At 32.1% G+C, this 26,004-nt stretch carries 25 protein-coding genes; 10 read left to right on the top strand and 15 right to left on the bottom strand.

The genetic code is table 11. From position 1 onward, the window contains the following. The first annotated feature begins 357 nt into the window (after positions 1–357). Positions 358–939 carry an RNA polymerase sigma factor gene (locus tag ABHQ57_RS07800; RefSeq protein ID WP_173360714.1) on the top strand — a complete coding sequence of 194 codons (582 nt, stop codon included), beginning with the start codon at positions 358–360 and terminating at the stop codon, positions 937–939. Between the two features lie 238 nt (positions 940–1,177). On the opposite strand, the gene nth is transcribed toward ABHQ57_RS07800, so the two are convergent. Next, a complete protein-coding gene (nth, locus tag ABHQ57_RS07805; protein WP_159492408.1) occupies positions 1,178–1,834 on the bottom strand; it encodes an endonuclease III in 657 nt (218 codons plus the stop codon). A gap of 109 nt (positions 1,835–1,943) precedes the next feature. Here nth and bcp point away from each other — a divergent pair, with 109 nt between their 5' ends. After that, positions 1,944–2,396 carry a thioredoxin-dependent thiol peroxidase gene (gene bcp, locus ABHQ57_RS07810; RefSeq protein WP_047789216.1) on the top strand — a complete coding sequence of 151 codons (453 nt, stop codon included), beginning with the start codon at positions 1,944–1,946 and terminating at the stop codon, positions 2,394–2,396. A gap of 37 nt (positions 2,397–2,433) precedes the next feature. On the opposite strand, the gene ABHQ57_RS07815 is transcribed toward bcp, so the two are convergent. Genes ABHQ57_RS07815 through ABHQ57_RS07835 form a run of 5 tightly spaced genes read right to left on the bottom strand, consistent with a single transcriptional unit; the run spans position 2,434 to position 7,624 of the window. Continuing rightward, complete coding sequence (locus ABHQ57_RS07815; RefSeq protein WP_047789215.1) at positions 2,434–3,405, bottom strand: sterol desaturase family protein; 972 nt, start codon at positions 3,403–3,405, stop codon at positions 2,434–2,436. Between the two features lie 55 nt (positions 3,406–3,460). Next, complete coding sequence (locus ABHQ57_RS07820; protein ID WP_167713538.1) at positions 3,461–4,099, bottom strand: alpha/beta hydrolase; 639 nt, start codon at positions 4,097–4,099, stop codon at positions 3,461–3,463. 3 nt (positions 4,100–4,102) lie between these two features. After that, the gene (locus tag ABHQ57_RS07825) at positions 4,103–4,429 is read right to left on the bottom strand and encodes a hypothetical protein (RefSeq protein WP_167713539.1); all 327 of its coding nucleotides are present in this window, start codon (positions 4,427–4,429) and stop codon (positions 4,103–4,105) included. A gap of 4 nt (positions 4,430–4,433) precedes the next feature. Next, complete coding sequence (locus tag ABHQ57_RS07830; RefSeq protein ID WP_167713540.1) at positions 4,434–5,693, bottom strand: dihydroorotase family protein; 1,260 nt, start codon at positions 5,691–5,693, stop codon at positions 4,434–4,436. Continuing rightward, positions 5,690–7,624 (bottom strand): BatA domain-containing protein, encoded by a 1,935-nt coding sequence (locus ABHQ57_RS07835; RefSeq protein ID WP_253056934.1) that lies wholly within the window; start codon positions 7,622–7,624, stop codon positions 5,690–5,692. The genes ABHQ57_RS07830 and ABHQ57_RS07835 overlap by 4 nt, the downstream gene beginning before the upstream one ends. Before the next feature lie 121 nt (positions 7,625–7,745). Between ABHQ57_RS07835 and ABHQ57_RS07840 the strand changes: the two genes are divergently transcribed. The 3 genes from ABHQ57_RS07840 to rlmF are packed head-to-tail and all read left to right on the top strand — an operon-like array spanning position 7,746 to position 10,863. Beyond that, the gene (locus ABHQ57_RS07840) at positions 7,746–8,411 is read left to right on the top strand and encodes a methyltransferase domain-containing protein (RefSeq protein WP_253056932.1); all 666 of its coding nucleotides are present in this window, start codon (positions 7,746–7,748) and stop codon (positions 8,409–8,411) included. Continuing rightward, a complete protein-coding gene (gene bshC, locus ABHQ57_RS07845; RefSeq protein ID WP_389863120.1) occupies positions 8,411–10,006 on the top strand; it encodes a bacillithiol biosynthesis cysteine-adding enzyme BshC in 1,596 nt (531 codons plus the stop codon). Before ABHQ57_RS07840 ends, bshC begins: the two co-directional genes overlap by 1 nt. Then, complete coding sequence (gene rlmF, locus ABHQ57_RS07850; protein WP_389863123.1) at positions 10,006–10,863, top strand: 23S rRNA (adenine(1618)-N(6))-methyltransferase RlmF; 858 nt, start codon at positions 10,006–10,008, stop codon at positions 10,861–10,863. The genes bshC and rlmF overlap by 1 nt, the downstream gene beginning before the upstream one ends. 92 nt (positions 10,864–10,955) lie before the next feature. On the opposite strand, the gene ABHQ57_RS07855 is transcribed toward rlmF, so the two are convergent. Further along, the gene (locus ABHQ57_RS07855) at positions 10,956–11,504 is read right to left on the bottom strand and encodes a nucleotidyltransferase family protein (RefSeq protein WP_389863126.1); all 549 of its coding nucleotides are present in this window, start codon (positions 11,502–11,504) and stop codon (positions 10,956–10,958) included. 5 nt (positions 11,505–11,509) lie between these two features. Then, positions 11,510–11,953, bottom strand: coding sequence for a type I restriction enzyme HsdR N-terminal domain-containing protein (locus ABHQ57_RS07860; RefSeq protein WP_073181171.1), 444 nt, complete (start codon positions 11,951–11,953; stop codon positions 11,510–11,512). Between the two features lie 245 nt (positions 11,954–12,198). On the opposite strand from ABHQ57_RS07860, the gene holA reads away from it, so the two are divergent. Then, the gene (gene holA / locus ABHQ57_RS07865; RefSeq protein WP_389863129.1) at positions 12,199–13,200 is read left to right on the top strand and encodes a DNA polymerase III subunit delta; all 1,002 of its coding nucleotides are present in this window, start codon (positions 12,199–12,201) and stop codon (positions 13,198–13,200) included. 133 nt (positions 13,201–13,333) lie between these two features. Here holA and ABHQ57_RS07870 read toward each other — a convergent pair whose 3' ends face one another. Continuing rightward, positions 13,334–15,541: a DNA mismatch repair protein MutS gene (locus ABHQ57_RS07870; protein WP_167713544.1), complete on the bottom strand. Its 2,208-nt coding sequence runs from the start codon at positions 15,539–15,541 to the stop codon at positions 13,334–13,336. A 37-nt stretch (positions 15,542–15,578) separates the two neighbouring features. Here ABHQ57_RS07870 and ABHQ57_RS07875 point away from each other — a divergent pair, with 37 nt between their 5' ends. Further along, positions 15,579–16,244 carry a uracil-DNA glycosylase gene (locus ABHQ57_RS07875; protein ID WP_167713545.1) on the top strand — a complete coding sequence of 222 codons (666 nt, stop codon included), beginning with the start codon at positions 15,579–15,581 and terminating at the stop codon, positions 16,242–16,244. Here the strand turns inward: ABHQ57_RS07875 and ABHQ57_RS07880 are convergent. The 6 genes from ABHQ57_RS07880 to ABHQ57_RS07905 all read right to left on the bottom strand — a co-directional run bounded on the left by ABHQ57_RS07880 (position 16,231) and on the right by ABHQ57_RS07905 (position 23,180). Further along, positions 16,231–17,247 carry a glycosyltransferase family protein gene (locus tag ABHQ57_RS07880; RefSeq protein ID WP_167713546.1) on the bottom strand — a complete coding sequence of 339 codons (1,017 nt, stop codon included), beginning with the start codon at positions 17,245–17,247 and terminating at the stop codon, positions 16,231–16,233. The genes ABHQ57_RS07875 and ABHQ57_RS07880 overlap by 14 nt on opposite strands. A 94-nt stretch (positions 17,248–17,341) precedes the next feature. Continuing rightward, a complete protein-coding gene (locus ABHQ57_RS07885) occupies positions 17,342–18,214 on the bottom strand; it encodes a UDP-2,3-diacylglucosamine diphosphatase (RefSeq protein ID WP_253055865.1) in 873 nt (290 codons plus the stop codon). Positions 18,215–18,380: 166 nt separating this feature from the next. After that, complete coding sequence (gene secA, locus ABHQ57_RS07890) at positions 18,381–21,731, bottom strand: preprotein translocase subunit SecA (RefSeq protein ID WP_167713547.1); 3,351 nt, start codon at positions 21,729–21,731, stop codon at positions 18,381–18,383. A gap of 126 nt (positions 21,732–21,857) precedes the next feature. After that, on the bottom strand, positions 21,858–22,079 hold the full coding sequence (locus ABHQ57_RS07895) for a DUF2795 domain-containing protein (RefSeq protein ID WP_047789198.1): 222 nt from the start codon (positions 22,077–22,079) through the stop codon (positions 21,858–21,860). Between the two features lie 100 nt (positions 22,080–22,179). After that, positions 22,180–22,752 (bottom strand): cob(I)yrinic acid a,c-diamide adenosyltransferase, encoded by a 573-nt coding sequence (locus ABHQ57_RS07900; protein WP_047789197.1) that lies wholly within the window; start codon positions 22,750–22,752, stop codon positions 22,180–22,182. A gap of 23 nt (positions 22,753–22,775) precedes the next feature. After that, a complete protein-coding gene (locus ABHQ57_RS07905; protein WP_047789196.1) occupies positions 22,776–23,180 on the bottom strand; it encodes a thioesterase family protein in 405 nt (134 codons plus the stop codon). Positions 23,181–23,356: 176 nt separating this feature from the next. Between ABHQ57_RS07905 and dnaA the strand changes: the two genes are divergently transcribed. From dnaA to ABHQ57_RS07920, 3 genes are read left to right on the top strand one after another with little or no spacing between them, the layout of a single operon-like run. Further along, positions 23,357–24,781 (top strand): chromosomal replication initiator protein DnaA, encoded by a 1,425-nt coding sequence (gene dnaA / locus ABHQ57_RS07910; protein ID WP_047789195.1) that lies wholly within the window; start codon positions 23,357–23,359, stop codon positions 24,779–24,781. A 36-nt stretch (positions 24,782–24,817) separates the two neighbouring features. Next, positions 24,818–25,276, top strand: a complete 459-nt coding sequence (locus ABHQ57_RS07915; RefSeq protein WP_167713548.1) for a low molecular weight protein-tyrosine-phosphatase — start codon at positions 24,818–24,820, stop codon at positions 25,274–25,276. Next, positions 25,276–25,980, top strand: a complete 705-nt coding sequence (locus tag ABHQ57_RS07920) for an SAM-dependent methyltransferase (protein ID WP_167713549.1) — start codon at positions 25,276–25,278, stop codon at positions 25,978–25,980. The genes ABHQ57_RS07915 and ABHQ57_RS07920 overlap by 1 nt, the downstream gene beginning before the upstream one ends. Positions 25,981–26,004 lie beyond the last annotated feature (24 nt).

A 26,004-nucleotide genomic window follows, 5' to 3' on the forward strand; every position in this document is an offset into this window, starting at 1 on the left:
GACGGTATAAAATGACTTTTAATTCTATTCTTTTAAAGGATATAACAGATGAGGATGGAAAATATAATGAATGTTTCCTTTTGGGTTAACAGTTGAAATATCAGTCTTTATATACTTAATATAATCGAAAAAGATAAGTAATAAGAAATACCAATTTCAAGTGGTTTTATTGAAAAAACGATAGTGTTTTTCTCTTTTTTTATAGTTTTTTTTTGTATTTATTAATAAAAAATTTAATATTTGTAACTCATTATTAATCAATAAATAATAGCTTATAGTAAAATAATTACTTTTATAACTTAATATCCCCTAACAAAAAGAGTACTAGTTAGTTGCTCTTTAAAAAAAGTAATTATTATGCAGCACATTGTAGATGATAGTGTATTAGTAAAGAACTATATAAATGGTAATGAATACGCCATAGAATTATTGATTAAACGCCACCAGCAACGTCTTTATAGCTTTATTTATAGTAAAGTACAAAATAGAGATACTACAGAAGATATTTTTCAAGACACCTTTATAAAGGTTATAAGAACGCTAAAAAAAGGAAATTATAACGAAGAAGGTAAATTTTTACCATGGGTAATGCGTATTGCTCATAATTTAATTATTGATTTTTTTAGAAAAAACAATCGCATGCCTACGTTTAATAATACAGAAGAGTTTGATATTTTTTCGGTATTAAGTGATGGAACTTTGAATGCAGAAGGAAAAATAATAAAAGAACAAATATTAAATGATGTTAAAGAATTAGTTGAAGAGTTGCCCGAAGAACAAAAAGAGGTTTTAAAAATGCGTATTTATAACGATATGAGTTTCAATGAAATATCAGAGAATACTGGCGTTAGTATAAATACAGCACTTGGAAGGATGCGTTATGCTTTAATTAATTTGAGAAAAATAATTGAAAAAAATAAAATTATCTTAGTTAGTTAAACAATATTTAAAAAAAAGCATCGTTAAATCATTGATAATAAGTATTAATAAGGGAATATATGATGCAAGTTTACTCTAAGAAGTCTCCTGACTTTAAAATGGAACCTAAACAAGAAACAGTTCAATATTTGATTAATTTTTCCAAATCGCTAACAGTAGTTAAAACAAAATCAAACTATCTCATTGAATTGAATTTGAATTAAGAGTGGGAAAAGCTTCAACAAGGTTGGGGCTTTTTTTATGCTTTCTTTTTATTATAATCGTCTATTACCGATTTTCTTCCAACTGTCTTAGTGATAATATCATTTTCTAGCTTCCAACCTCGAGCAGGAGAATATTCACGTCCATAATAAATAATTTGTAAGTGTAATTTATTCCATAATTCTTTAGGGAATAAACGTTTTGCATCTTTTTCAGTTTGTGCAACACTTTTTCTGTTAGATAAATTCCAACGATACATTAATCTATGAATATGGGTATCTACAGGAAAAGCAGGAATATCAAAAGCTTGCGACATTACCACACTAGCAGTTTTGTGTCCTACTGCAGGTAATTCTTCTAAAGCATCCATATCAACAGGAACTTCACCATTATGTTTTTCGATTAAAATTTTTGATAAACCGTGGATTCCTTTTGATTTCATAGGTGATAAACCAACTGGTTTGATAATTTCTTTAATTTCATCAACAGTAAGCTTTACCATGTCGTACGGATTATCAGCTCTTTCAAATAATAAAGGAGTAATGGTGTTTACACGTGCATCGGTACTTTGAGCAGACATCAATACAGCAATCAACAAGGTGTATGGGTCTTTATGGTCTAAAGGGATGGGAGTTTCAGGATATAATTCTTCTAAAGTATCTATAACAAACTGGACTTTTTCTGCTTTCGTCATTGCTTTATAAAATTTGAAAAAATCAAAGGTACAAAGAAGCTTCGTATGTTTTATGGATAATCAAAATCAACTTTGTAACTTTGACATAATAACTTTGAAAGAATATAATATGACAACACTAAAAATAGGAGATAAGGCACCAAATTTTGAATCAGTAGACGAAAAAGGAAATACTGTAAAGCTTTCTGATTATACAGGGAAAAAACTAGTATTGTTCTTTTATCCGAAAGCAAGCACACCTGGTTGTACAGCTGAAGCTTGTGACTTACGTGATAATTACAAAACGTTTTTAGCAAAAGGCTATGATGTTTTAGGGGTGAGTGCAGACTCAGCAAGACGTCAGCAAAACTTTATCAATAAAAATGAATTACCTTTTCCTTTATTAGCAGACGAAAGTAAAGATGTAATCAACGCTTTTGGTGTTTGGGGACCTAAAAAGTTTATGGGAAGAGAATATGATGGAATTCACCGTACTACTTTTGTAATTGATGAGAAAGGAGTAATTGAAGATGTAATTACGAAAGTAAAAACAAAGGAACACGCAAATCAGATATTAAAATAATAGTATATCTATTTAATAAAAAATAAAAGTCGAGTATTTACTCGACTTTTATTTTTTGTGGACTTACCCTAAATTCTTCTGTAGGTTTTATTACTTCTGTAGCGGAGGCAAGTTCTTTTTGTAATTCTCTGCTTGTTTTAGTGCTACCATCATGACTCCATCCTGGAGGCATAAACACGTATTTTAGTCGTGTTGTAAAAGGTAAATTCTTTTTTCGTTTAAAGAAGTCGTTAAAAATTTCTTTCCATTCATGGAAGATAATGTTAATAGGTCCCTTGTCTTCTAATGGTTTGGTTAAACCATAACGTAATTTTTCATATTCAGTTTCATCCTCTTCAGCTTGAAAAGTTCCAAAAATACGATCCCAAATAATTAAGACCATTCCCATATTTTTATCAAGGTATTTGGTATTTGAAGCATGATGCACTCTGTGATGAGAAGGAGTTACAAAAATATATCCCCACCAACCTAATTTACTTTTAATAAAATTAGTATGACATAAGGTTCCGTAGTTTTGGTTCATGGCATATGCAAACATAATATGCAACGGCATAACACCTAGAAAAGCTAACGGTAAAAAGAACATATACCTAAACAAAGGCTGTAAAACTGGAGATCTAAAACCAGTTGAAATGTTGTAAAATTCAGAGTTGTGATGTGTTACGTGTACAGCCCAGAAAAATCGTGAATGATGATCTACATAATGGTGTATGTAGTACAAAAAGTCTTGACCAATAAAAGCTAATAACCAATATGCCCATGACATGTTACCTTCCCAGTCGATAATTCTGTATTGGTAACAAAACCCCATAATGGCAAAAGAAACAACCTTCATTAGTAAATCTAAGCTAAAGTTAACTAAAGCAAAGTAAACATTAGTAGCTGTGTCTTTAAAATCGTAGTTTTTAGCTTTAGCTCTATAACTAAAGTACATTTCAATTAAAATTACTGAAATGAAGAAAGGAGCACTCCAGTAGTATAATATATCTTGATTGAATATGTTGCTCATGCTATTTTTTTAGATTGCAAAAATATTTAATTTTAATCAATTTAACTGTTAAAATTTATAGTCTTTCCACGATCCAGTTTTTAAAACTATAGAAGTTTTGAGGAGCTACTCCGTGACCTACGGGGTATTCTGAATATTCATTTTTTAACTTTAAGTCTTTCAGTATAATAGGAGCTTTACGTGCCCAATCTATAGGAAGAACTTGATCTACAGTTCCGTGAGAAATATAATAATCTGTTGTAATAGAGTTGTCTATTTCAGTAGGTAATAACTCTTCGTTAATATAACCGCTTAAAGCAACTACATGTTGTACTTTGTTAGGGTATTTAAAACTTAGCGCATAACTTAAAATAGCTCCTTGGCTAAATCCTAATAAAAATGTTTTATCAGGGTTGGTATTGTATTTCTGTTTGATTTCGTCTATAAAAGAAGCAATCTTATCAACTGATTCAGCTGCTTGTTTTAAATCAGAAAATTTACCGTTAACTGAATCAAAATTTATAGCGTACCATGCATAACCACCATAACCCATATCGTGAGGAGCTCTAGCACTTACAATTAATAAATCGTCTGGTAATTCTTCTGCAAATGAAAATAAATCTTGTTCGTTGCTACCATATCCGTGTAATAAAATTAATAAAGGAGGGTTAGCGTTAGAGGTTTTAGGCTCTCTTACAATATGTTGTAAACTCATGTATTAAATTCCTTTAAATAGGTTTTGAAATTGATCTCCAACAACTGGTACAAGCTTTTTTTCTCCTTTTAAAACTGCTAAAAGGCTAATTAACCAAAGTACAAATAATAGTACTCCTACAGCCCAACCTATTGTATTTCCTAAATATTTATAAACAATCCACATATTCACCATATACAATATATTTAGCCCTAGCATTTGCCTAATGTAAAAACTAGCAAAAGCATTTTTTTTGTTCATGTTTAAAACGAAAGCTATGATAAGTCCTATAATTGTGAAGTGGCTAATAATTGCTTCAGTTTTTCCTTCGTTTACTGTTAGATTTTCCATGATTCTATGAGTTTAAAATTAGTTGACTATTATTGTAAATACCATAAACTTTTCCTTCTAGTTTTTTCCCTAGAAAGATACTGTTTTTTGAGGTAGAAACAATGTTTTGCTCTGAGAAAGTATATGCTCCATCAGGGGTAAAAACAGACAAACTAGCTTTTTCATCTTCTTTTATGGAAGCTAATTCAACATTAAAACGTTTTCTAGGATTGTTAGATAAACAGTTGATGATAGTTTCTAAATCTAATACAGTATTTAGCGCTCCAAAAGCACTTTCTAAACCAATAGTACCGTCTTTTGCAGTAGAAAACTCTACTTTTTTATGTTCAATGTCTATAGGATTATGGTCTGATGTAATTATATCAATAATTCCTTCTTTTAAACCTTGTATTAGAGCTTTTTTATCTTCTTCTGTACGTAGGGGAGGATTTACTTTTTTATTAGCTTCAAAGCCATGTAGTTCATCATCTGTCAAAACTAAATTATGTACAGCAACACTACACGTTACATCTAAGCCTTTTTCTTTTGCTTCTTTTATAAGTTGAACAGACTTAGCAGTTGAGATAGTAGGAATGTGTAATTTACCTCCTGTATATTCTAACAAAAATAAATCGCGAGAAATTTGAATTTCTTCTGCAAGTGCAGGAATTCCTTTCAATCCTAAAAGCGTACTATTTTTACCTTCGTTAGCAACACCTTCACCAGCAATTAAATTGTTTTTAGGAAAGCTTAGTACCAATCCGTCAAAATTTTGAGCATATAACAATGCTATCTTTAACAAATTATCATTGCTAACGGGTTTGTTATAATCACCAAAAGCAATAGCACCTGATTGTTGCATGTCGTACATTTCAGACATTTCAACACCTTTACTTTGCTGTGTTAAGGCTCCAATAGGATGAATGCTAGTTGCAGCTCCGTTTACTTTATTAATCAAAAACTCAACAGCCGATTTATTATCAACTGTAGGGTGTGTGTTTGGATTGATCGCTACATGAGTAAACCCACTTTTAGCCGCTACTTGAACACCATGTTGCAAGGTTTCTCGCTCTTCATAACCCGGCTCTCCAAAAGAAACACTCGTATCAAACCAACCCGGAGATACATGAAGATTTTCAAGCTCTACAACTTGATAAGTTTCTTCATCAGCAATGTTGTTGTCTATTTTGGTAATAATACCGTCGGTAATTAAAATATCTTTAGTTTGTTGGTGGTAAGGACTAGAAGCATCTATTATTGTTGCCGATTTAAGCAGCGTTGTCATGGTTTAAAGAATTTTAAAATCAAAATTTCTAAAAGCAAAGATACAATAGCTAAGCCCAAAAACCATTTCCAAAGCCATTGAATTTTGTTTTCATCATTAATATTTTCCAAGGTGTTTTTAACTGAAGTAGATATAGTCATATCATTAGCTTCAGAAAATGTTAAAAAATCTAAGGCACTTTCACTTTTGTTATAATTAAAAGCAACATTTCTAAGCACATTATTTCCTTGTTGTATTTGATAAAAGCCGGCAACTAAAGGTTGATCTTTAGTTGTAATACGTGTTTTATTTTGAAAAGTTTGTTGCAAAGGAATAAAAGGACCTTTGCTACAAACAATACTTAAAACTTCATCTTTACCTAGCTGTTTATCAATATCAATAGTATTTTGTTTGTCTATGGTATAATACAATTCAGAAAGTTGTAAACTTTGTTTTCCGATGTTATAAAAAACAGGCACAATTAAAGGTGAGTTCGTAAAGTTACTATTGTCTTTATTTAGAGAACCTGCTAGCCAATACATAGAAGCATTTGGTAGATTAATCTGTTTAATAAAGCCTTGTTTGTTTTCAAAAGAAATAATGTTACTAGCATTCTTAAATTCTGAATTAAAAGAAGTTTTCACAAACGGATATTGGAAATTAGCTACCTTCTTTTCGAAAACATTTTTTAAAAGAGGATGATTATAATTAATCGAAGTAACCTTTAAACTATCATTCTTTTTAGAAAGTAATCTTCCTGTATTTAGCTTCCCGAAAAAGTTGTTATAAGAAGAAAGTACTGACTCTTTATTGGGAATTATAACAAGATTTCCACCTTTTTTAGTATAATTTTCTAAACTATTCAGAAGTGTTTCAGGAATACTTTCCAACTCATTTAATACAATAAGATGTTGCTTATCTATCAAATTATAGTTGGCATTTTGTAGCGTAGAAGAAGTAAAGTTAAATTCTTCTTTGGTATAAATCCGTTGTAAGAAGTTATTTGATTCTCCAATTGCTAATACATTAATTTTTTCGTTAGCATTAATGGTAAAATAAAACGAATTATCAAACCCATAAGTGTCGTTAAAATTAATAGCAACTCTACCTAAAAACATTGGAGTTTTTACAACAGAAAAAGTAACTTCCGTAGTCTTGTTTTCCTCAATACTAAAGGTTTGTTTATTCAATAACTTGTCATTATTGTAAATGGCAATAGGAATGTCATTTTTAGCATTTCCTTGATTTCTAACAACAATATGTACGTTGAAATTAGAACCTCCATTATCATCTACAAAAACACTATCAATAGAAATGTTGCTTTTTTGTTCAGGTACTAACTTTACAAAAGAAGTATTTTTAGGAGCGTTGTCAATTTCCTCTTTTTTAATGTTTTGAAAATCAGAAATCACAATGTTTTTGGAAGAAGAAGCTATAGACTTATGCTCACTAGTCATTTTTAAAAAAACATCAGCAAGGTTTCTGTTTTTAGCAGTATTAGTTGTTTTTAACAGCTCTTCTTTTAGTTCAGAAACTGTTTTATTTGCGTAAAAATGGTTGTTTGTAAGTAAAGAATACTTAGTTTTTTCTGTTGAGTTTTCAATAATTTCTTGAGTAGCAATTTGCAGTAAATTACCTTTTTCTCCAACAGCGCTAGTACTTAAAGAATTATCAAGATACATAAAGAAATGTTGTTCTTCATTTGCTTTGTGGTTACTAAAATATGGCTGAGCAAAAGCAAAAATAAGGGCAGTGAGTAGCAGTAAACGAGTAGCTAAAATCAGCCATTTTTTTATACGAGAACTTTTACGTGTTTGTAACACTAACTTTTGTAAAAAAGCTACATTGGTAAACGGAACTTTTACAAATCGCTGTAGTTGGAACAAGTGTACCAAAATAGGAATGAGTAAAAAAGCTAAGAAATATAAAATCTCAGGATGTTTAAACTGCATAATTGTAATTTACTAACTGTAAAAATACCTAAATAGATGGTTTAAAAAAGAATGTAGTTAAAAATCTGTTAGAAGTGTGGTAAGTTTTCGACAAAGGATTAAATTTTCCTATTTTTGAACTATGACTACAAAAGAGAGTGAGTGTAACATTCCGGGAGAAATTAACTATAAAGAACACTGGAATGCAGCCTATGTAAAAAATCCAACTGAAAAACTAGGGTGGTTCGAAGAAAGTTCGAAAGAAACTATTGAATTATTAAAGGAATCTAACGTACCAAAAGACGCTAAAATCTTAAACGTTGGTGTTGGTTCGTCTATGTTAATTGATGAATTAGTGGCCGATGGATATTCAGGCTTAATAGCAAATGATTTATCTGAAAAAGCACTAACCGATGTAAAAAATCGATTAGGAGAAAGTGCATCAAAAGTTAACTTTATAGCTGATAATTTAGTGGCTTCAACCCAACTACAAGATCTTGAAGAAGTTGATGTTTGGAACGATAGAGCAGTACTACATTTTTTTTTAAAAGAAGAAGAACAAAACGCCTATTTCAACCTGTTAAAGAAGCTTGTAAAAGTAAATGGATTCGTAATTATTGCTGTTTTTGCTTTAGACGGAGCAGAAAAATGTTGTGGACTACAATTACAACGTTACAATACGGAAATGTTACAAGAAAAATTAGGAAACGATTTTGTTTTAGTCAATAGTTTTAATCACACATTTGTAAATCCGTACGGAGGAGAACGTCCGTATGTTTACACATTATTTCAAAGAGCCAATAAGTAATGAACATAACCAATATCCCTTATAAAAACACAGGATTCTTTTCTAAAACAATGGAGGACTATTTAAAGGCTGATGAAAAGATTCAACCTTTTTATAACCGTTACCCGAGTTTACGCAACTTTGAAAAACAACTAGAAGAAAAGAAAGAAAACCCTATTTCAAATACTCAAAGAAAAAGATTAGTTGAAGTATTAAGAAAACAATACAAAGACGTTGATTTATCTTTTGAAACACAAAAAAATATAGAAAGTTTACTAAAAGAGAATACGTTTACCATAACAACAGGGCATCAGCTGAATTTGTTTACGGGACCGTTATATTTTCTGTATAAAATTATATCAACCATAAACATGTGCGAGCATTTGTCAATGCAATTTCCTAATGAGAATTTTGTGCCTGTATATTGGATGGCAACAGAAGATCACGATTTTGAAGAAATTAACTTCTTTAACTTTAAAGGGAAAAAAGTACAGTGGAACTCTGACCAAAAAGGACCTGTAGGACGTTTTACAACCGAGGGGTTACAAGATGTATTTGAAGTATTTGCTGAACATTTAGGAGGTTCAAAAAATGCTATTCAAATAAAAGAACTTTTTGAAAAAGGATATTTACAGCACAAAACATTAGCAGGTGCAACCAGATATGTAGCCGATAAACTTTTTGGAAAATATGGTTTGGTAATTTTAGATGCTGACGAAAGAGAATTAAAAAGAGCGTTAATACCTTATGTAGAGTACGATTTGTTACACGAAACTTCTTATAATGAAGTATCGAAAACAATTACAGAACTAGAACAATCATATAAAATACAAGTAAATCCACGTGAGATAAACTTATTTTATATTACTGATAGGATTCGTGAACGTATTGTTCTTGAAAACGGAATTTACAAAGTAAATAATACAGATATTTCTTGGACAAAGGATGAAATTTTAGATCATTTACATAGTCAGCCAGAATGTTTTTCGCCAAACGTAATTATGCGCCCACTATATCAAGAGGTAATTTTACCCAACTTATGCTATATTGGTGGAGGTGGAGAGTTAGCGTATTGGTTAGAGCTAAAGGCATATTTTGATAAAGTAAATGTTCCGTTTCCTATTTTGTTATTAAGAAACTCAGCTCAAATACTTTCAGAAAAGCAGTCAGGAAAGTTAGAAAAACTAAACGTTTCAGAAGAAGAACTATTTTTAAAACAAGACGACTTACTAGCAAGAAAAGTGTTGGCTAACGGCGATACTAAGGTAGATTTTACCAAGCAAAAACAGTTTTTACAACAACAATTTGATGATTTACGTGAGCTAGCTAAAAAAACCGATGTGTCTTTCTTAGGGGCTGTAAATGCACAAGAAAGAAAGCAGGTGAAAGGATTAGAAAACCTTGAAAAAAGATGGTTGCGAGCAGAAAAACGACGTCAAAAAGAAATGGTTGAAAGAATTGTAGCTTTGCAAAACGAATTATTACCTAATCAAAGTTTAGAAGAGCGACAACGTAATTTTTCAGAGTTCTATTTAGAGTATGGAGCAGATTTTATTACAATTCTCAAAGAAAATTTACATCCGTTACAACTAGAGTTTACCCTTATTACACTTTAATGAGCACAAAAAAAGGATTACATCCTAAAAATATACACAACCAAGGGTACGACTTCACGCTATTAGTAGAAAAGTATCCGAAACTTTCTGAATTTATCATTGAGAAATTTGAGAAAGAGACTATTGATTTTTATGACCCAATAGCCGTAAAAGAGTTTAATAAAGCATTATTAGCAGCTCATTATAATATTAAACATTGGAATTTTTCTGATAAGAATTTATGTCCACCAATACCTGGAAGAGTAGATTATATTCATCATTTAGCTGATTTAGTTGCAGGTGAAGAAAACGTAACGGTGTTAGATATTGGTACAGGGGCAAGTTGTATTTATCCTTTGTTGGGAACTGTAGTATACGATTGGAATTTTGTAGCTACTGATATCGATTTAGATTCACTAGATTATGCTCAAGATATTATAGATGATAATGGTTTTACGGATAAGGTTGAGTTAAGACAACAGTTTAAAGAAGAACATATCTTAGAAGGAATTATAGAAGAGGGTGATGCATTTACGGTAACGATGTGTAATCCGCCATTTTATAAATCGGCTGAAGAGGCGAGAGGAGCTAACCGAAGAAAATCGAGAAACTTAGGGAACAATGCGGTACGTAACTTTGCAGGAAACTCTAATGAATTATGGTATATAGGTGGAGAGAAAGCTTTTTTACATACCTATTTATATGAGAGTTCTAAATTTCCAAAAGTAAGTAAATGGTTTACAAGTTTAGTGTCTAAAAAAGAAAACGTAGAAAGTTTACAAAACTCAGGTAAAAAATTAGGAGTTAAAGAATTCAAAGTAATTCCTATGCACCAAGGAAACAAGGTAACACGTATTGTGTGTTGGAGGTTTATATAGTGAGTAATTGTTTAATAAAATAGGAAACCGTTATTAGAAGTGATGAAAAAAGGAGGAATTAACGAAGTTGAGTCTCACGAGGAGAGTTCTTCTTACTTTTCAATAATCAACTTATCCCAAGTATCTTTCCATCCTTTGTTTGTAACCCTATTACGATACGTTATCAAATCAAAATTAGGAGTAGGTCGTACAACAAGGTTGAATACATCATTTAAACCATACGGAGCAATATATTCAATTTGATTATCAGAGTTTAACTGAATAGCAATCGAAGTAGCTGTTTCAGGCCAGTAAGAAATGGCTTCGAGACAATTTTTATAAGGTGAATGACCGTTTCGAATGTGCATTCTAGCTTGATTTTTTACCGACCAATTTATAGTGGGACTAATAGCCTTAAGCTGTTCTTCAAAAGCTAATTCACGAGCTTTAGAAGTATCGCTTTTATCAAAATAAATAACATCAACATCGTTTAAAGAAGTTCTTTTATTATCGTGCTTGTAATCCCAAATTTTGTTCCTGACAAAACCGGCACCAATCCAACAGTCGGGAAGATGTAGGTTACGAACGGTTTCGAGAATACGTAGCATCCAAACGTCATTTTCAATAATGGTTATGAATTCAGCGGTAAAATCTGTTTTCATAAAACTTATTGGTATTGAGGTATATCTCTTAAAAATACATAAGTTTCGTTCTCTTTATCGAGCATACAAAAAAAGTGTTGCAGTCCGTTGGTTACGATGAGGTAATCGGCATCGAGCTTTAAGTTATAACGTGCAATTTGATCAAATGTATCTTGGGTAATTTTTATGTGTGGCGCTTTACATTCCACAATAATATTCGGATGACCGTCTGAAGCAAAAACCACAATATCGGTACGTTTTTTAAGGTTGTTGATAACCAATTGTTTTTCAATAGCGATTAATGAAACTGGGTAGTTTCTCTCTTGAATCAACCATTGCACAAAATGCTGACGCACCCATTCCTCGGGAGTTAATACCATGTATTTTTTTCTCAAATTATCAAAAATAAGCGTCTTATTTTCGTTACTTTTGAGCTTGAATGTATAGCTAGGAAGGTTGAGCTTTTGCATAGACCAAAAGTAAGAAAATTATAAGTTATTTCTTAGTTGTTTGCTGTGACAAAACATTATTGTCATCTCGAACTGAAGCAACGCGGAATGTGAGAGATCTTAAACGCAGGAGTAACTCTTATTGTTAAGATTTCTCGTCGCTCATAAAATCGCTCCATCGAAATGACCAAGAGTGTTATTAAGGAATGAATACTTAGCTACAACATTTTAAACAACAACATCAAAAGAAGGCAGAAGAAAGACACATGAACGAAATTAAATCTATCATATCCGATATCAAAGGAGGTAACATCAAACCCATTTATTTTTTAATGGGAGAAGAACCGTATTACATTGATAAAATTTCAGATTACATTGAAGACAATGTGTTAGATGAATCTGAAAAAGGATTCAATCAAGTAGTTATGTACGGTCGTGATGTATCGATAGAGGAAATTGTGTCGTCGGCAAAGCGATTTCCGATGATGGCAGAAAAGCAGGTGATTATTGTTAAAGAAGCGCAAGATTTAAGCCGTACGATTGATAAAATAGAGTCGTATGCTACCAATCCGCAACCAACTACCGTGTTGGTGTTTAATTACAAATACAAAAAGCTTGATAAACGTAAAAAAGCGTACAAAGCTATTGCTAAAAACGGACTCATTTACGAGAGTAAAAAACTGTATGAAAATCAAGTAGCCGATTGGATTCGTCAGGTGTTGGGCGGAAAAAAGTTTAATATTGAACCAAAAGCTTCGCAAATGTTGGTGGAGTTTTTAGGAACAGGCCTAAGCAAGATTAGCAACGAATTAGATAAACTAACCTCTGTGTTGCCTGCGGAAACCATTATTACCGATAAGCATATTGAAGAAAACATCGGGATTTCTAAAGACTTTAACAATTTTGAGTTGCGTAAAGCAGTAGGACAGCGAGATGTGGTGAAAGCAAACAGAATTATCAATTATTTTGCGCAGAACCCAAAAAACAATCCGTTGGTAATGACTATTTCCTTACTAAATAGCTTCTTTACACAGTTATTAATGTACCACGGATTAAAAGACAAATCGAAGGCTTCGGTTGCTAAAAACTTGGGAGTAAACCCATATTTTGTGGATGACTATGTAAACGCTGCCCGTAACTACCCGATGCGAAAAGTATCACAAATTATTGCCTTATTACGTGATGCCGATGTAAAAAGTAAAGGAGTAGGAGCCAACCAAACCCATGCTGATATTTTAAAAGAATTACTGTTTAAGATTTTGCATTAACCATTAACGTTTTTTCTTATTACTATAATAGTTTGTTTATTTAGAAGAAAACCTTGCGTGAGTAGAGTATAGTTATAAACCCTTATTGTATATAAAGTGGTCAAGTTAGACTTTTATATAAGATTAAGACTAACTACTTTTTAGCACGTTCCACTAATTCTAATTGTTCTATTTTAGCTTCTGTAGTAAATAACCCGTAATTAATAAAAGCTTTTTTCTTTTCTATTTTGTCAATAGTTCCTACAGCATTCCCGTCAATTAAACGAACTCTGTCATTTACTTTAAAAACATAGGCAGCTCTTTCTTTTGCAATTTTTTCGGCTTCTTTTTTCTTTTCTTCTCGAACTTTTACAACTTTTTGAAGTACTTCTTTTTCTACTTTTTTAATAGCTTCTTGTTGTTTTTGTGTAGCAACTTTTTCTTCTTTCTTTTCTGTTTTGGTTTTCTTCTTAGGTGGATTTTTCTTTATGTACTTGGTCTTTTCTGCCATTGCCCATTTAAAAAAACTAGCAGAAAGTTCTTTTTTATTATTTGTTTGGAAGTATTTATTAAGCATTTCATTAATATTCCTTCCCAAAGATAACATACGTTGGTTGTTATCGTATAACTCTTGAAAACCTTCTAACTTTTCACGTATTTTAAGTTCTTTCTCTTGTAGGTTTTCAATATGCTCTTGTCCTTTAGATTTTTGTTTGTTTAAACTTTCAGAAGTTTTTTGTAAACGATTTCGTTCCTTTTGAAGTTTTGAGATTGTTTTATCTAAACGAACTTTTTCGGTTTCAACACGCTTTTTTGCACGGTTGATTAAGCTGTACGGAATTCCGTTTTTCTGTGCTACTTCAAACGTAAAAGAACTCCCTGCTTGTCCTATATACAATTTGTATAAAGGCTCTAAAGTACGCTCATCAAACTGCATATTGGCATTGGTAACATTATCTAATTCATCTGCTAATACTTTTAGGTTAGCATAATGTGTGGTAATAATTCCGAAGGCTTTCTTTTCATAAAACTCTTCTAAGAAAATTTCAGCCAAAGCACCTCCTAATTCAGGATCAGAACCTGTACCAAATTCATCAATTAAAAACAAGGTATTGTCATTACATTTTCTTAAAAAGTAACGCATGTTTTTTAATCGATAACTATAAGTACTCAATTGATTTTCGATAGATTGGTTGTCACCAATATCAGTCAAGATAGTATTGAAAAGTGTAGTTTCACTACGTTCATGTACAGGAATTAATAACCCGCTTTGGAGCATGACTTGTAACAAGCCAATTGTTTTTAACGTAATACTTTTACCACCAGCATTCGGACCTGAAATAACAATAATTTGTTGTTCTTCACCTAACTGAATAGTTTGCGGAATCGTTTCAATATTCTTAGCCTTGTTTTTTTGCCATAAAATAGGGTGAAACGCATTTTTTAAAAATACTTTTTTCTCTTTGGTAATTTTTGGTAGTAACCCGTTGATGCTTTTAGCATATTTTGCTTTGGCACCCACCATATCTAAATGTGTTAAAAAAGTAATATATTCAGTTAGTAATGGAGTAAAAGGTCTTATTTCAGTAGCTAAAGCTCGTAATATACGTACAACTTCTTGTTTTTCCTCATACAGCAAGTTTTGCAACTCTCTACTATAAGCCAATGTAGCTTGCGGAGCGATATATACAATATTTCCTGATTTTGATGATCCTAATAAACTTCCTTTAACCTTACGTCTGTGCATCGCTAAAACTGCTAAGACACGCTGATTATCAATTACCGTTTCTTTAATATCATCTAAATATCCACTCGACATGTTTTTACTTAACGCACGAGAAAAACTTTCAGAAATTTCACCTCGTACAGAGCCAATTTCTTTTCGTATCTGTTTTAAGGGTGCGGATGCATTGTCAGCAACCTCACCGTATGGAGTAATTATTTTCTTTATACTATCTACAATTATTGTTGTAAACTCAACTTCATCACTTAAGGAAAATAATGTAGGGTAGTAGGTTTGAAACTTTTTTAAAAATTTCTTTTGCTCATTCACAGTTTCTGAAACAGCTGAAACTTTTAAGAAAGCGTCTGTTTCTAAAAAGCTGTTTTCTATAGCAAGTCGCTTAATTTCTTCAGAAATATCTTCAAAATAATGATTCGGAATTCGGTTTTCATTTTCAAAAGAAGACAGATATTCATTCACCATATTCAACTCAAAAAATAACTTTTTTTTGTTTGAAATAGGTTGAATTAGCATTGTTCTCTCTTTTCCTAAATTAGAGATGCAATGTGTTGCAACTTGTTCTAAAACTGTTGTAAATTCTAAATCGTGAAGTGTTTTTTCTGTAATGTTTTTAGTCAAAATAGTATATTTGAAACCACGACAAAAATAACAAACAATGCAAGTAAAAATTAATGATAGCTGGAAAAATATTTTACAATCTGAATTTGAAAAACCGTATTTTGAAAATCTTACCAGTTTTGTTAAAAATGAATACTCAAAACATAGATGTTATCCAAAAGGGTCAGATATTTTCGCAGCGTTTGATTTTTGTTCGTTAGATGATTTAAAAGTAGTGATTTTGGGGCAAGATCCATACCACGGGGTAGGGCAGGCTAACGGATTGTGTTTTTCGGTACATGACGGTGTTACACATCCTCCATCATTGATTAATATTTTTAAAGAAATAGAAAAAGATGTAAACATTCCATACCCTAAAAGTGGCGATTTGTCTCGTTGGGCAAAACAGGGAGTGTTGTTGTTAAATGCTACTTTAACGGTTAGATCGGGAGAAGCGGGAAGCCATCAAAAACAAGGTTGGGAACAATTTACTGATGCTGTAATTGAGAAAATATCTGAAGAAAAAGAGGATGTCGTGTTTTTACTTTGGGGTGGTTTTGCTAAGAAAAAAGCAAAGCTTATTGATAAAAAGAAGCATCATATTTTAACCTCAGGTCATCCATCACCGTTAAGTGCCAATCGTGGGTATTGGTTTGGCAACAAACATTTTTCTAAAACCAACGATTTTTTACAAAGCATTGGTTCACCAACTATTCAATGGTAATTTCTGGTAAAATGGTTTTGTTGTAATAGGGTAAAATAATTGCATCTAACATATCTTCGGTAACATCAGGGTAGTGGACTTCAACAATTTTATTTGAGTTAATCCACTTTTCAATTTTTGGTAATTGTTTTTTGCTTAGTTTTTTTACGACTGTAACTCCCATTTCTTTTAACGTAACAGCGTTGCATTGTTGTTCGTACTGATTTTTCATTGGAATAACCAATAGTTTTTTACGTAAGTATAAAGCCTCTGTAGGTGTTGCAAAACCTGCACCACAAATTATTCCTTTAGCAGAAGCCATGCTACGAATAAAAGCATCGTCGTTTATTGGTAGGATGGTAATATTATGAAAGAATTGATGTTCTTTTGTTTTTTTAGAAAACACCTGCCATTTTATGTCTTTTATGCTTGAAAGTACTTTGATTATTTTTTCATCACTATAAGAAGGTAAATACACTGTGTAATGTCCTTTGTTTGTAATATTTCTATAGCGAATTTCCTTACGGATAATAGGTAAGAAGGTTGAAGAGGAGTGAGTTTTAAAGTGAAATCCGAATTTATTTTTTGCAGGTGCATAGTATTTAATAATTAAACGTTCTAGCCTAAACCTTTTAAAAGCAGAGTTTTTTTCGTTTAACAAAGCATTTTGATTGCTCAAAGAAATAATGGAGACATTTCTAAATAAACATGCCCAGGCTGAGATAGGTTCAAAATCGTTAATAACTAAATCATATTCTTTTACAGGTAATGTTTTAACTTCTTTGTAAACTTTCTTTAGGTTTAAGTCTTTTAAGGTGTTTATTAGATCAATTCCACCTTTTTTACCAAAAATAAAACCTAAGCCATGTAATTTATATTTTATGTTGAAAGGAAGCTCTATTTCATATTGTGAGCCACTAACCAATATGTCAACATCACCACGTCTTTGTAAATGTGGGATTATCTCTAAGGCTCTACTTGCATGTCCGTTTCCTGTTCCTTGAAAAGCGTATAATATTTTCATCTTTTTAAATTTTTATAATTGATTGTTTTTAGAAAATTACCTATTTAGTAGGTACTGACCATTTCCTAATTTAATGCCATTATGGGCTTCATGGTTATTGGGTTTTAATGTTAAACTCTTTGAGGAGCTCTGTAAAAAGTTCGCTATTATTGTGTTCAGAACTAATGAGCTCTAGATCTTTTACAGAGTAGTTTAAATGAATATTTTTAGCGATCTCATCTTTTTCATATTCATATAAAGACCACGTTTTGTTTTTGTATTCCAGAGCAGTTAAGTTTTCTATCCAGTCACCAGAATTTAAGTATACAGTACTTCCTTTTTCAGTTTTTATGGATCTTATCTCTGGTTGATGAATATGACCGCATACTACATAGTCATATCCCTCATCAATTGCAATGTCTGCAGCAGTTGTTTCAAAATTATTAATGAATTTAATGGCGCTTTTTACACTGTTTTTAATTTTTTTTGAAAAAGATAATCGACCATAACCTAATTTATGACTACACCAGTTAACAGCGGTATTTATTAGGATTAAAAAATCGTACCCTTTACCTCCTAATTTAGCAAGCCATTTTGAATGTTGCATGGTAACATCAAAAACATCTCCGTGAAAGAACCATCCCTTTTTACCATCAATATCAAGTACTACTTTGTTCACGATTTCAAAGCTTCCTAAGCGAAAACCTTTAAACCTACGCAGCATTTCATCGTGATTTCCTGTGATGTAATACACTTTTGTTCCAGAAGTGATGAAATTCATCAGTTGCTTAATGACTTTCATGTGTGGTTTAGGAAAGTAACGTTTGTTAAATTGCCAAATATCAATAATATCACCATTCAAAATTAATATTTTAGGGTTGATGGTTTTTAGATAATTATTGAGTTCAGTAGCTCTACAACCAAAAGTTCCTAAATGTACATCTGATATTACAGCAATATCTAATTTACGTTTTTTGTATTTTTTCATTCTAAGTATACTTCGATGTTTACCAAAGTTACTTTTCGAATGTTTTTAAAAAGTGAAGTAATTATAAATTATTGGTAATAAAATCTTTACTAAAAAGTGTAGTGAATGTTATGTAAAAGTAAAAAGCTCGGTAAAAACCGAGCTTTTTATATAGTTTGTTTGAAGATTACTTATTGTACAATACCCATTCTCCTTTTTCTAATAAAGGAATAGCTTGTTTGTACTTAACTTCTTTTTCTTCACCAGACATTACGTTTTTGATGGTAACTTTTTCGTTACGACCAATTTTTGGTTGTTCACGAACAACTGTTTCTACAGCTTGTTGTTCCTGCGTTTGTTGGTTACGTGCATTGCTAATAGCTTGCTGTGTTGAGTTTTGAACTTCATCTTTACGTAAATCTAATTGCTCACGTTGTTGTTCACGAGCTTCAGATACTTGTGAAGCTTCTTGACTAGGTAGTTTTCCTTTAAATAAGAACGATAAAACTTCTTTATTTACTTTGTCAATCGTTTCTTGGAATAACTCAAAAGCTTCAAACTTATAAACCAATAATGGATCTTTTTGCTCGTACGTAGCATTTTGAACGGTTTGTTTCAGCTCATCCATTTTACGTAAGTGATCCTTCCAGTTTTCATCAATAATTGCTAAAGTGATGTTTTTCTCAAAATCGTTAACTAATGATTTTCCTTCACTTTCGTAAGCTTCTTTTAAATTGGTAACTACCTGTAATGTTTTAGAACCATCTGTAAAAGGAACAACAATACGCTCGTAACGGTCACCTTCGTTTTCAAAAACATTTTTAATTACTGGGAATGCATTTTCAGCATTTCTTTCCGCATCGTTTTTGTAGTGTTCTGTTACTATTTTGTATAGCTTGTCAATTAAATCTTGCTCTGATGTTTTATTGAATTCTTCTTCAGAAAAAGGAGAAGTCATTGCAGAGAAACGAATTAATTCGAATTCAAAGTTTTGGAAGTCTTTAGCACCCTTATTTTGTCTTACAATTGAATCACAGGTATCGTAAATCATGTTTGCAATATCAATCTGTAAACGCTTTCCGTCTAAAGCATGACGACGACGTTTGTATACAAACTCACGCTGTGCGTTCATAATATCATCATATTCTAATAAACGCTTACGAATTCCAAAGTTGTTTTCTTCTACTTTTTTCTGAGCTCTTTCAATAGATTTAGAAATCATAGAATGCTGAATTACTTCACCTTCTTTTAATCCCATTCTATCCATCATTTTCGCAATTCTTTCAGAACCAAATAAACGCATTAAGTTATCGTCTAAAGCTACATAGAATTGAGAAGAACCTACATCTCCTTGACGTCCTGCACGACCACGTAACTGACGGTCTACACGACGAGAATCATGGCGTTCTGTACCAATAATAGCTAAACCACCTGCTGCTTTAACTTCGTCAGATAATTTAATATCGGTACCACGACCAGCCATGTTTGTTGCAATGGTAACTACTCCAGGTTTACCAGCTTCAGCAACTACATCAGCTTCTCTTTTGTGTAATTTTGCATTTAATATATTGTGAGGAATTTTACGAATTTGTAACATTCTTCCTAATAATTCAGAGATTTCAACCGAAGTAGTACCTACTAATACAGGTCTTCCTTCTCCAACTAATTTTACAATGTCTTCAATAACTGCGTTGTATTTTTCACGCGTAGTTTTATAAACTAAATCTTGTTTATCGTCTCTTTGAATTGGTTTGTTTGTAGGAATTTCAACAACATCTAGTTTATAAATTTCCCAGAATTCACCTGCTTCTGTAATCGCCGTACCTGTCATACCAGATAACTTACGGTACATTCTAAAGTAGTTTTGTAAAGTAACGGTAGCAAACGTTTGAGTAGCGTCTTCAATTTTTACATTCTCTTTAGCTTCAATGGCTTGGTGTAACCCATCAGAGTAACGACGACCGTCCATAATACGACCTGTTTGCTCATCTACAATCATTACCTTATTGTCCATAACCACATACTCCACGTCTTTTTCAAAAACCGTGTAGGCTTTTAAAAGTTGGTTCATGGTATGAATGCGCTCACTCTTCACACTAAATTCGCGATATAATTCTTCTTTTTGATCAGCTTTCTCTTCTGGAGTAGCATCGCTTTTATCTATTTGACCAACTTTTACACTAATATCTGGTAAAACGAAGAACGTTTCATTTTTTGTGATATCAGAAAGGTGTGCAATACCTTTATCAGTTAAATCAATTTGATTGTTCTTTTCTTCAATAGTAAACCATAATTCTGCATCAACTTCAGGCATTAGCTTGTTGTTGTCTTGCATGTAAAAGTTTTCAGTTTTTTGAAGAATTTGTTTAACTCCTTCTTGAGATAAAAACTTAATTAAGGCTTTGTTTTTAGGAAGACCTCTGTAAACTCTTAATAATAAGAAACCACCTTCTTTAGTGTCTCCTTCTTTAATTAAACGTTTAGCTTCAGCTAAAACACCTACTAAGTATTTATTTTGAATAGAAACTAAATCGGCAACTAGAGGCTTTAATTCATTAAATTCATGATTGTCTCCTTGTGGTACAGGACCAGAAATAATTAATGGAGTACGAGCATCATCAATTAAAACAGAATCCACCTCATCAATAATAGCATAGTTTGGTGCACGTTGTACTAAGTCTTTTTTAGAGTTAGCCATGTTATCACGCAAGTAGTCGAAACCAAACTCATTGTTAGTTCCGTAAGTAATATCAGCATTATAAGCTTCTCTACGTGCTTCAGAATTTGGTTGGTGGAAATCAATACAGTCAGTACTTAAGCCGTGGAACTCAAAAATAGGAGCCATCCACGCACGGTCACGTTTTGCTAAGTAGTCGTTTACAGTAACAACATGAACTCCGTTACCAGTTAAAGCATTTAAGTATACTGGAAGCGTAGAAACTAAGGTTTTACCTTCCCCTGTCATCATTTCGGCAATTTTACCTTGGTGTAATACAGATCCACCAATTAATTGTACATCGTAGTGAATCATGTCCCAAATTACTTCTTTACCAGCAGCATCCCATGAGTTAGCCCAAAAAGCTTTGTCATCTTCTAAAGTAATGTGTTCTCTAGTAGCTGATAATTCTCTATCAAAAGGAGTGGCAGTTACTTCTAATTCAGTATTGTTAGCAAAACGTTTTGCTGTTTCTTTCACAACAGCAAAGGCCTCTGGCATAATATCTAATAAAACAGCTTCAGATGCTTCGTAAGCTTCGTCTTTTAATTTATCAATTTCAGTATAAATTTCTTCTTGACGATCGATGTCTGCTTTTTTAGCTTCTTCCTCAAGCTCAGCTATTTTATCGTTAAAAAATTTGGTAGCATCTTTAATTTTCGATTTAAATTCGATCGTTTTTGCCCGTAATTCATCATTTGATAAATTGTTTAATGAATTTTCAAAAGATCGTACTTTTTCAACGATCGGTTGTAGTGATTTTAGGTCCTTTTGTTGTTTGTCTCCAACAAATAGTTTTATAATCGAATTTAAAACGCTCATTTGTAAAATATTGTTTTATAGCTAATTAAGTTGTTTTTAATTAGCGTTTTTTGTGTTTTTATTGAGTGCTTAAAAGTAAGCAAAAAAAAAGCCTCTGTAAAAGAGACTTTTTATTATTTATTTTTTCTAGTATTCATCTTCATTCCAAAGATAATCTTCTTCTGTAGGGTAATCTGGCCAAATTTCAATAATAGAATCGTACGCCTCACCTTCATCTTCGATATCTTGTAAGTTTTCTACCACTTCTAACGGTGCTCCAGTACGAATAGCGTAATCAATTAATTCGTCTTTAGTTGCAGGCCAGGGTGCATCTGCTAAATAAGATGCTAATTCAAGTGTCCAATACATTTCTTTATCTGTTTAATAAGATTTTCCGCAAAAATAATTTTTTTTTGTAAAAAGTCAAGTTTTTTTTAAAAAATGTGAAATTAATAATTAAAGAACTTAGTTATAGCTTTTCAGGAATCCATTTAATTTCCTCAGCTTGTAAGTCTTGGGTCAACTTCCGTGCCAACACAAAAAGGTAGTCAGAAAGTCGGTTTAAATACTTTAAAACAGTATCGCTAATTGCCTCTTCTTCGTTTAAAGCCACAGCCAATCGTTCCGATCTACGGCATACGCAGCGTGCTATGTGACAAAATGACACGGTTTGATGACCGCCTGGTAATACAAAGTGTGTCATTTGAGGTAGGTCTTTATTCATAAGGTCAATTTCGTCTTCTAAGAACTGAATTGACTCTTCGTTAATCTTGGGAATATTTAAGCGTTCTTTACCACTTTTTAAGGTTTCCTTTTCTGGAGGAGTAGCTAACATGGCACCTAATGTAAATAAATCGCTTTGAATTTTTGTTAATTTCTTTTTTAGAGTTTCGTCAACGTTTTGGTCTCTAATTAACCCAATGTAAGAGTTAAGTTCATCAACGGTTCCATAACTTTCTATTCTTAAATGATGTTTAGGTACTCGAGTACCACCAAATAGGGCAGTGGTACCCTTATCACCTGTTTTAGTATATATTTTCATATGTTTTTTATTGGTTTGATTAATTATTTTAAGATAGCCAATTTATCTAAAATATAATCAGGACAGCGCATAGGTCTTTTTGTTTTATTGTTAATAAATGCTAACACAGTATTTCCAGTTGAAATTAGGTCGTTATTTTGATTGGTAATTTCATAGTCGAATTCAATTTTTACTGAAGGTGTTTTTTTTAAAATGGTTGTAATGGTTAATTCATCGTCGTATAATGCTGATTTTTTAAAGTTACAAGATAAAGATATAACAGGTAACATGATTCCTGTTTTTTCCATATATTTGTAGGTAACGCCCAGAGAACGTAACCATTCGGTGCGACCAATCTCAAAAAACTGTGCGTAGTTCCCATGGTAAACTACTCCCATTTGATCAGTTTCAGCATACCGAACACGTATAGATGTATAATGTTTTTGCAAAAGATTATTTTATTTTTAATTGCACTAACGTTACGTAAAAAAAAAATAAAAGTCAATAGTGATTTGATTTTTTTATACTGAAATTTATTCACACTTTTGTTCGCCCAGACATTGGTGTTTGGTGTCCCCTAAATCTGAATAAAAATTAACAACTAAAAAATTGATTTTTACCGCATATGACTAAAACAGCCGATTCAGTTTGGATGGAATGTTTGTCTTTTATAAAAGACAACATTAAGCCGCAGGCATATAAAACTTGGTTTGAGCCTATAAAGCCAATTAAATTGGCAGGGGAAGCATTGACGGTTCAGGTTCCTAGTAAGTTTTTTTATGAGTGGCTAGAAGAGCATTACATCAAACTGTTAAGAGTAGCTTTGGTTCGTCAGTTAGGTAATGATGCTAAGCTAATTTATGATGTACGTATGGAAAATACGTATAGTAGTAATAGTCCGCAAACAGTAAAAATACCTAGTTCAAATCGTAATCCGTTAAAACCACAAAAAGTAACCGTTCCGTTAGAATCAAAACGAGAACTAAAAAATCCATTTGTAATTCCTGGCTTGCAAAAAGTAAAGATAGAATCTCAACTAAACCCAAATTATAACTTTGTAAATTTTGTTGAAGGAGATTCAAATAGATTAGCACGTTCTGCAGGTATGGCTGTGGCCAATAAACCAGGAGGAACTTCATTTAACCCATTACTAATATATGGTGGAGTTGGATTAGGAAAAACACACTTAGCTCACGCTATTGGTGTTGAGATTAAAGATAAATATCCAGATAAAACGGTATTGTATATTTCTTCTGAAAAATTTACACAACAGTTTATTGATTCTGTAAAATCAAATACCAGAAATGATTTTATTCATTTCTACCAAATGATTGATGTGTTGATTATTGATGATGTGCAGTTTTTATCAGGAAAAGCTGGTACGCAAGATGTGTTCTTCCATATTTTCAATCATCTACATCAAAATGGAAAACAGGTTATTTTAACTTCGGATAAAGCACCTGTTGATATGCAAGATATCGAACAACGGTTATTATCTCGTTTTAAATGGGGGTTATCAGCTGAGTTACAAGCACCTGATTACGAAACAAGAATTTCAATCTTACAAAACAAATTGTATAGAGATGGTGTTGAAATGCCTGAAGAAATTGTTGAGTATATAGCAAAGAATATAAAGTCGAATGTTCGTGAGTTAGAAGGAGTGATAATTTCAATGATAGCTCAAGCTTCTTTTAATAGAAAAGAGTTTACAATTGAATTAGCAAAGCAGATTGTAGATAAATTTGTTAAGAACACGAAAAAAGAACTGTCTATTGATTACATTCAAAAAGTAGTATCGAAATACTTTGATATGGATGTGGCAACCTTACAGTCAAAAACACGTAAGCGTCATATTGTACAGGCTCGTCAGTTAGCGATGTACTTTGCTAAACGTATGACAAAATCATCGTTAGCAAGCATTGGAAGTCAAATAGGTAAAAGAGATCACGCTACTGTATTACATGCGTGCAAAACTGTAGATAATTTGACTGAAACTGATAAGCAGTTTAAAAAGTATGTAGAAGACTTAACAAAAAAGTTAACTTTATAAACAACGAACCTCACCTAGTGAGGTTTTTTTATGAGTATGAAAAAAATATTAATGGTTTGTTTAGGTAATATTTGCCGATCTCCTCTTGCTGAGGGAATTTTAAAATCTAAATTATCATCTGAAAGTTTTATAGTTGATTCTGCCGGTACTGCGGGTTATCATGTAGGTGAATTACCTGATGGGCGCTCTATTGAAGTAGCTAGAAAATATGGGATAGATATTACCAATCAACGTTCAAGAAAATTTACAAAAGCTGATTTTGATAAGTTTGACATGATTTTTGCAATGGATCAAAATAATTATGCAGATATTGTAGCTTTGTCTGAAAATGAAGAGCAACATGAAAAAGTAAAGATGATTTTGAACGAATTGTATCCTGATGAAAACAGGAGTGTTCCAGATCCTTACTATGGAGGAGGTCAAGGTTTTGAAAACGTGTATAAAATGTTAGACGAAGCGTGTGAAATTATAGCTTCAAAATTAGAACAGAAATAATGAAAGGTAAATTATACTTGATTCCTACAACGTTAGGTGATACTGAACCATTAGAGGTGATGCCATTGTCAGTAAAAAAAGTGGTAGAACAATTAGATTACTTTATTGTTGAAAACGAAAAGTCTGCTCGAAGGTTCATTAAAAGAATTACACCAACAAAATCACAACCTTCATTGGAGTTGATGTTGTTAGATAAGTATTCTGATGATTTAGAAACTAAGAATTATTTAGATGTTTGTGAAAAAGGAATATCAGTAGGTTTGCTTTCTGAAGCAGGTGTGCCAGCTGTAGCAGATCCAGGCGCAAGTATTGTTAAGTTGGCGCATCAAAAAGGGATTCAAGTAGTTCCATTGGTAGGACCTTCTTCTATTTTGTTGGCAATTATGGCGTCTGGTATGAATGGGCAGAGTTTTGCGTTTAACGGATATTTACCTATTGATAAGTCAGACAGAAAAAAAGCAATTAAAGATTTAGAGAAGCTTTCAAAAGAAAAAAATCAGTCACAGCTTTTTATCGAAACTCCTTACAGGAATGAAAAAATGTTAGATGATTTACGCGCTACTTTATCACCAGATACAAGAGTTTGTGTGGCGTGTGATATAACACTTCCAACAGAATATATTAAAACACTAACGGTAAAAGAGTGGAAGAATGTAAAGACTGATTTACATAAACGACCAGCAATTTTTATCATTCATAAATAAAAAAAGCATCGATTTAATCGATGC

The sequence above is a fragment of the Tenacibaculum sp. ZH5_bin.1 genome, assembly GCF_042865525.1.
Taxonomy (GTDB): Bacteria; Bacteroidota; Bacteroidia; order Flavobacteriales; family Flavobacteriaceae; genus Polaribacter; species Polaribacter mesophilus.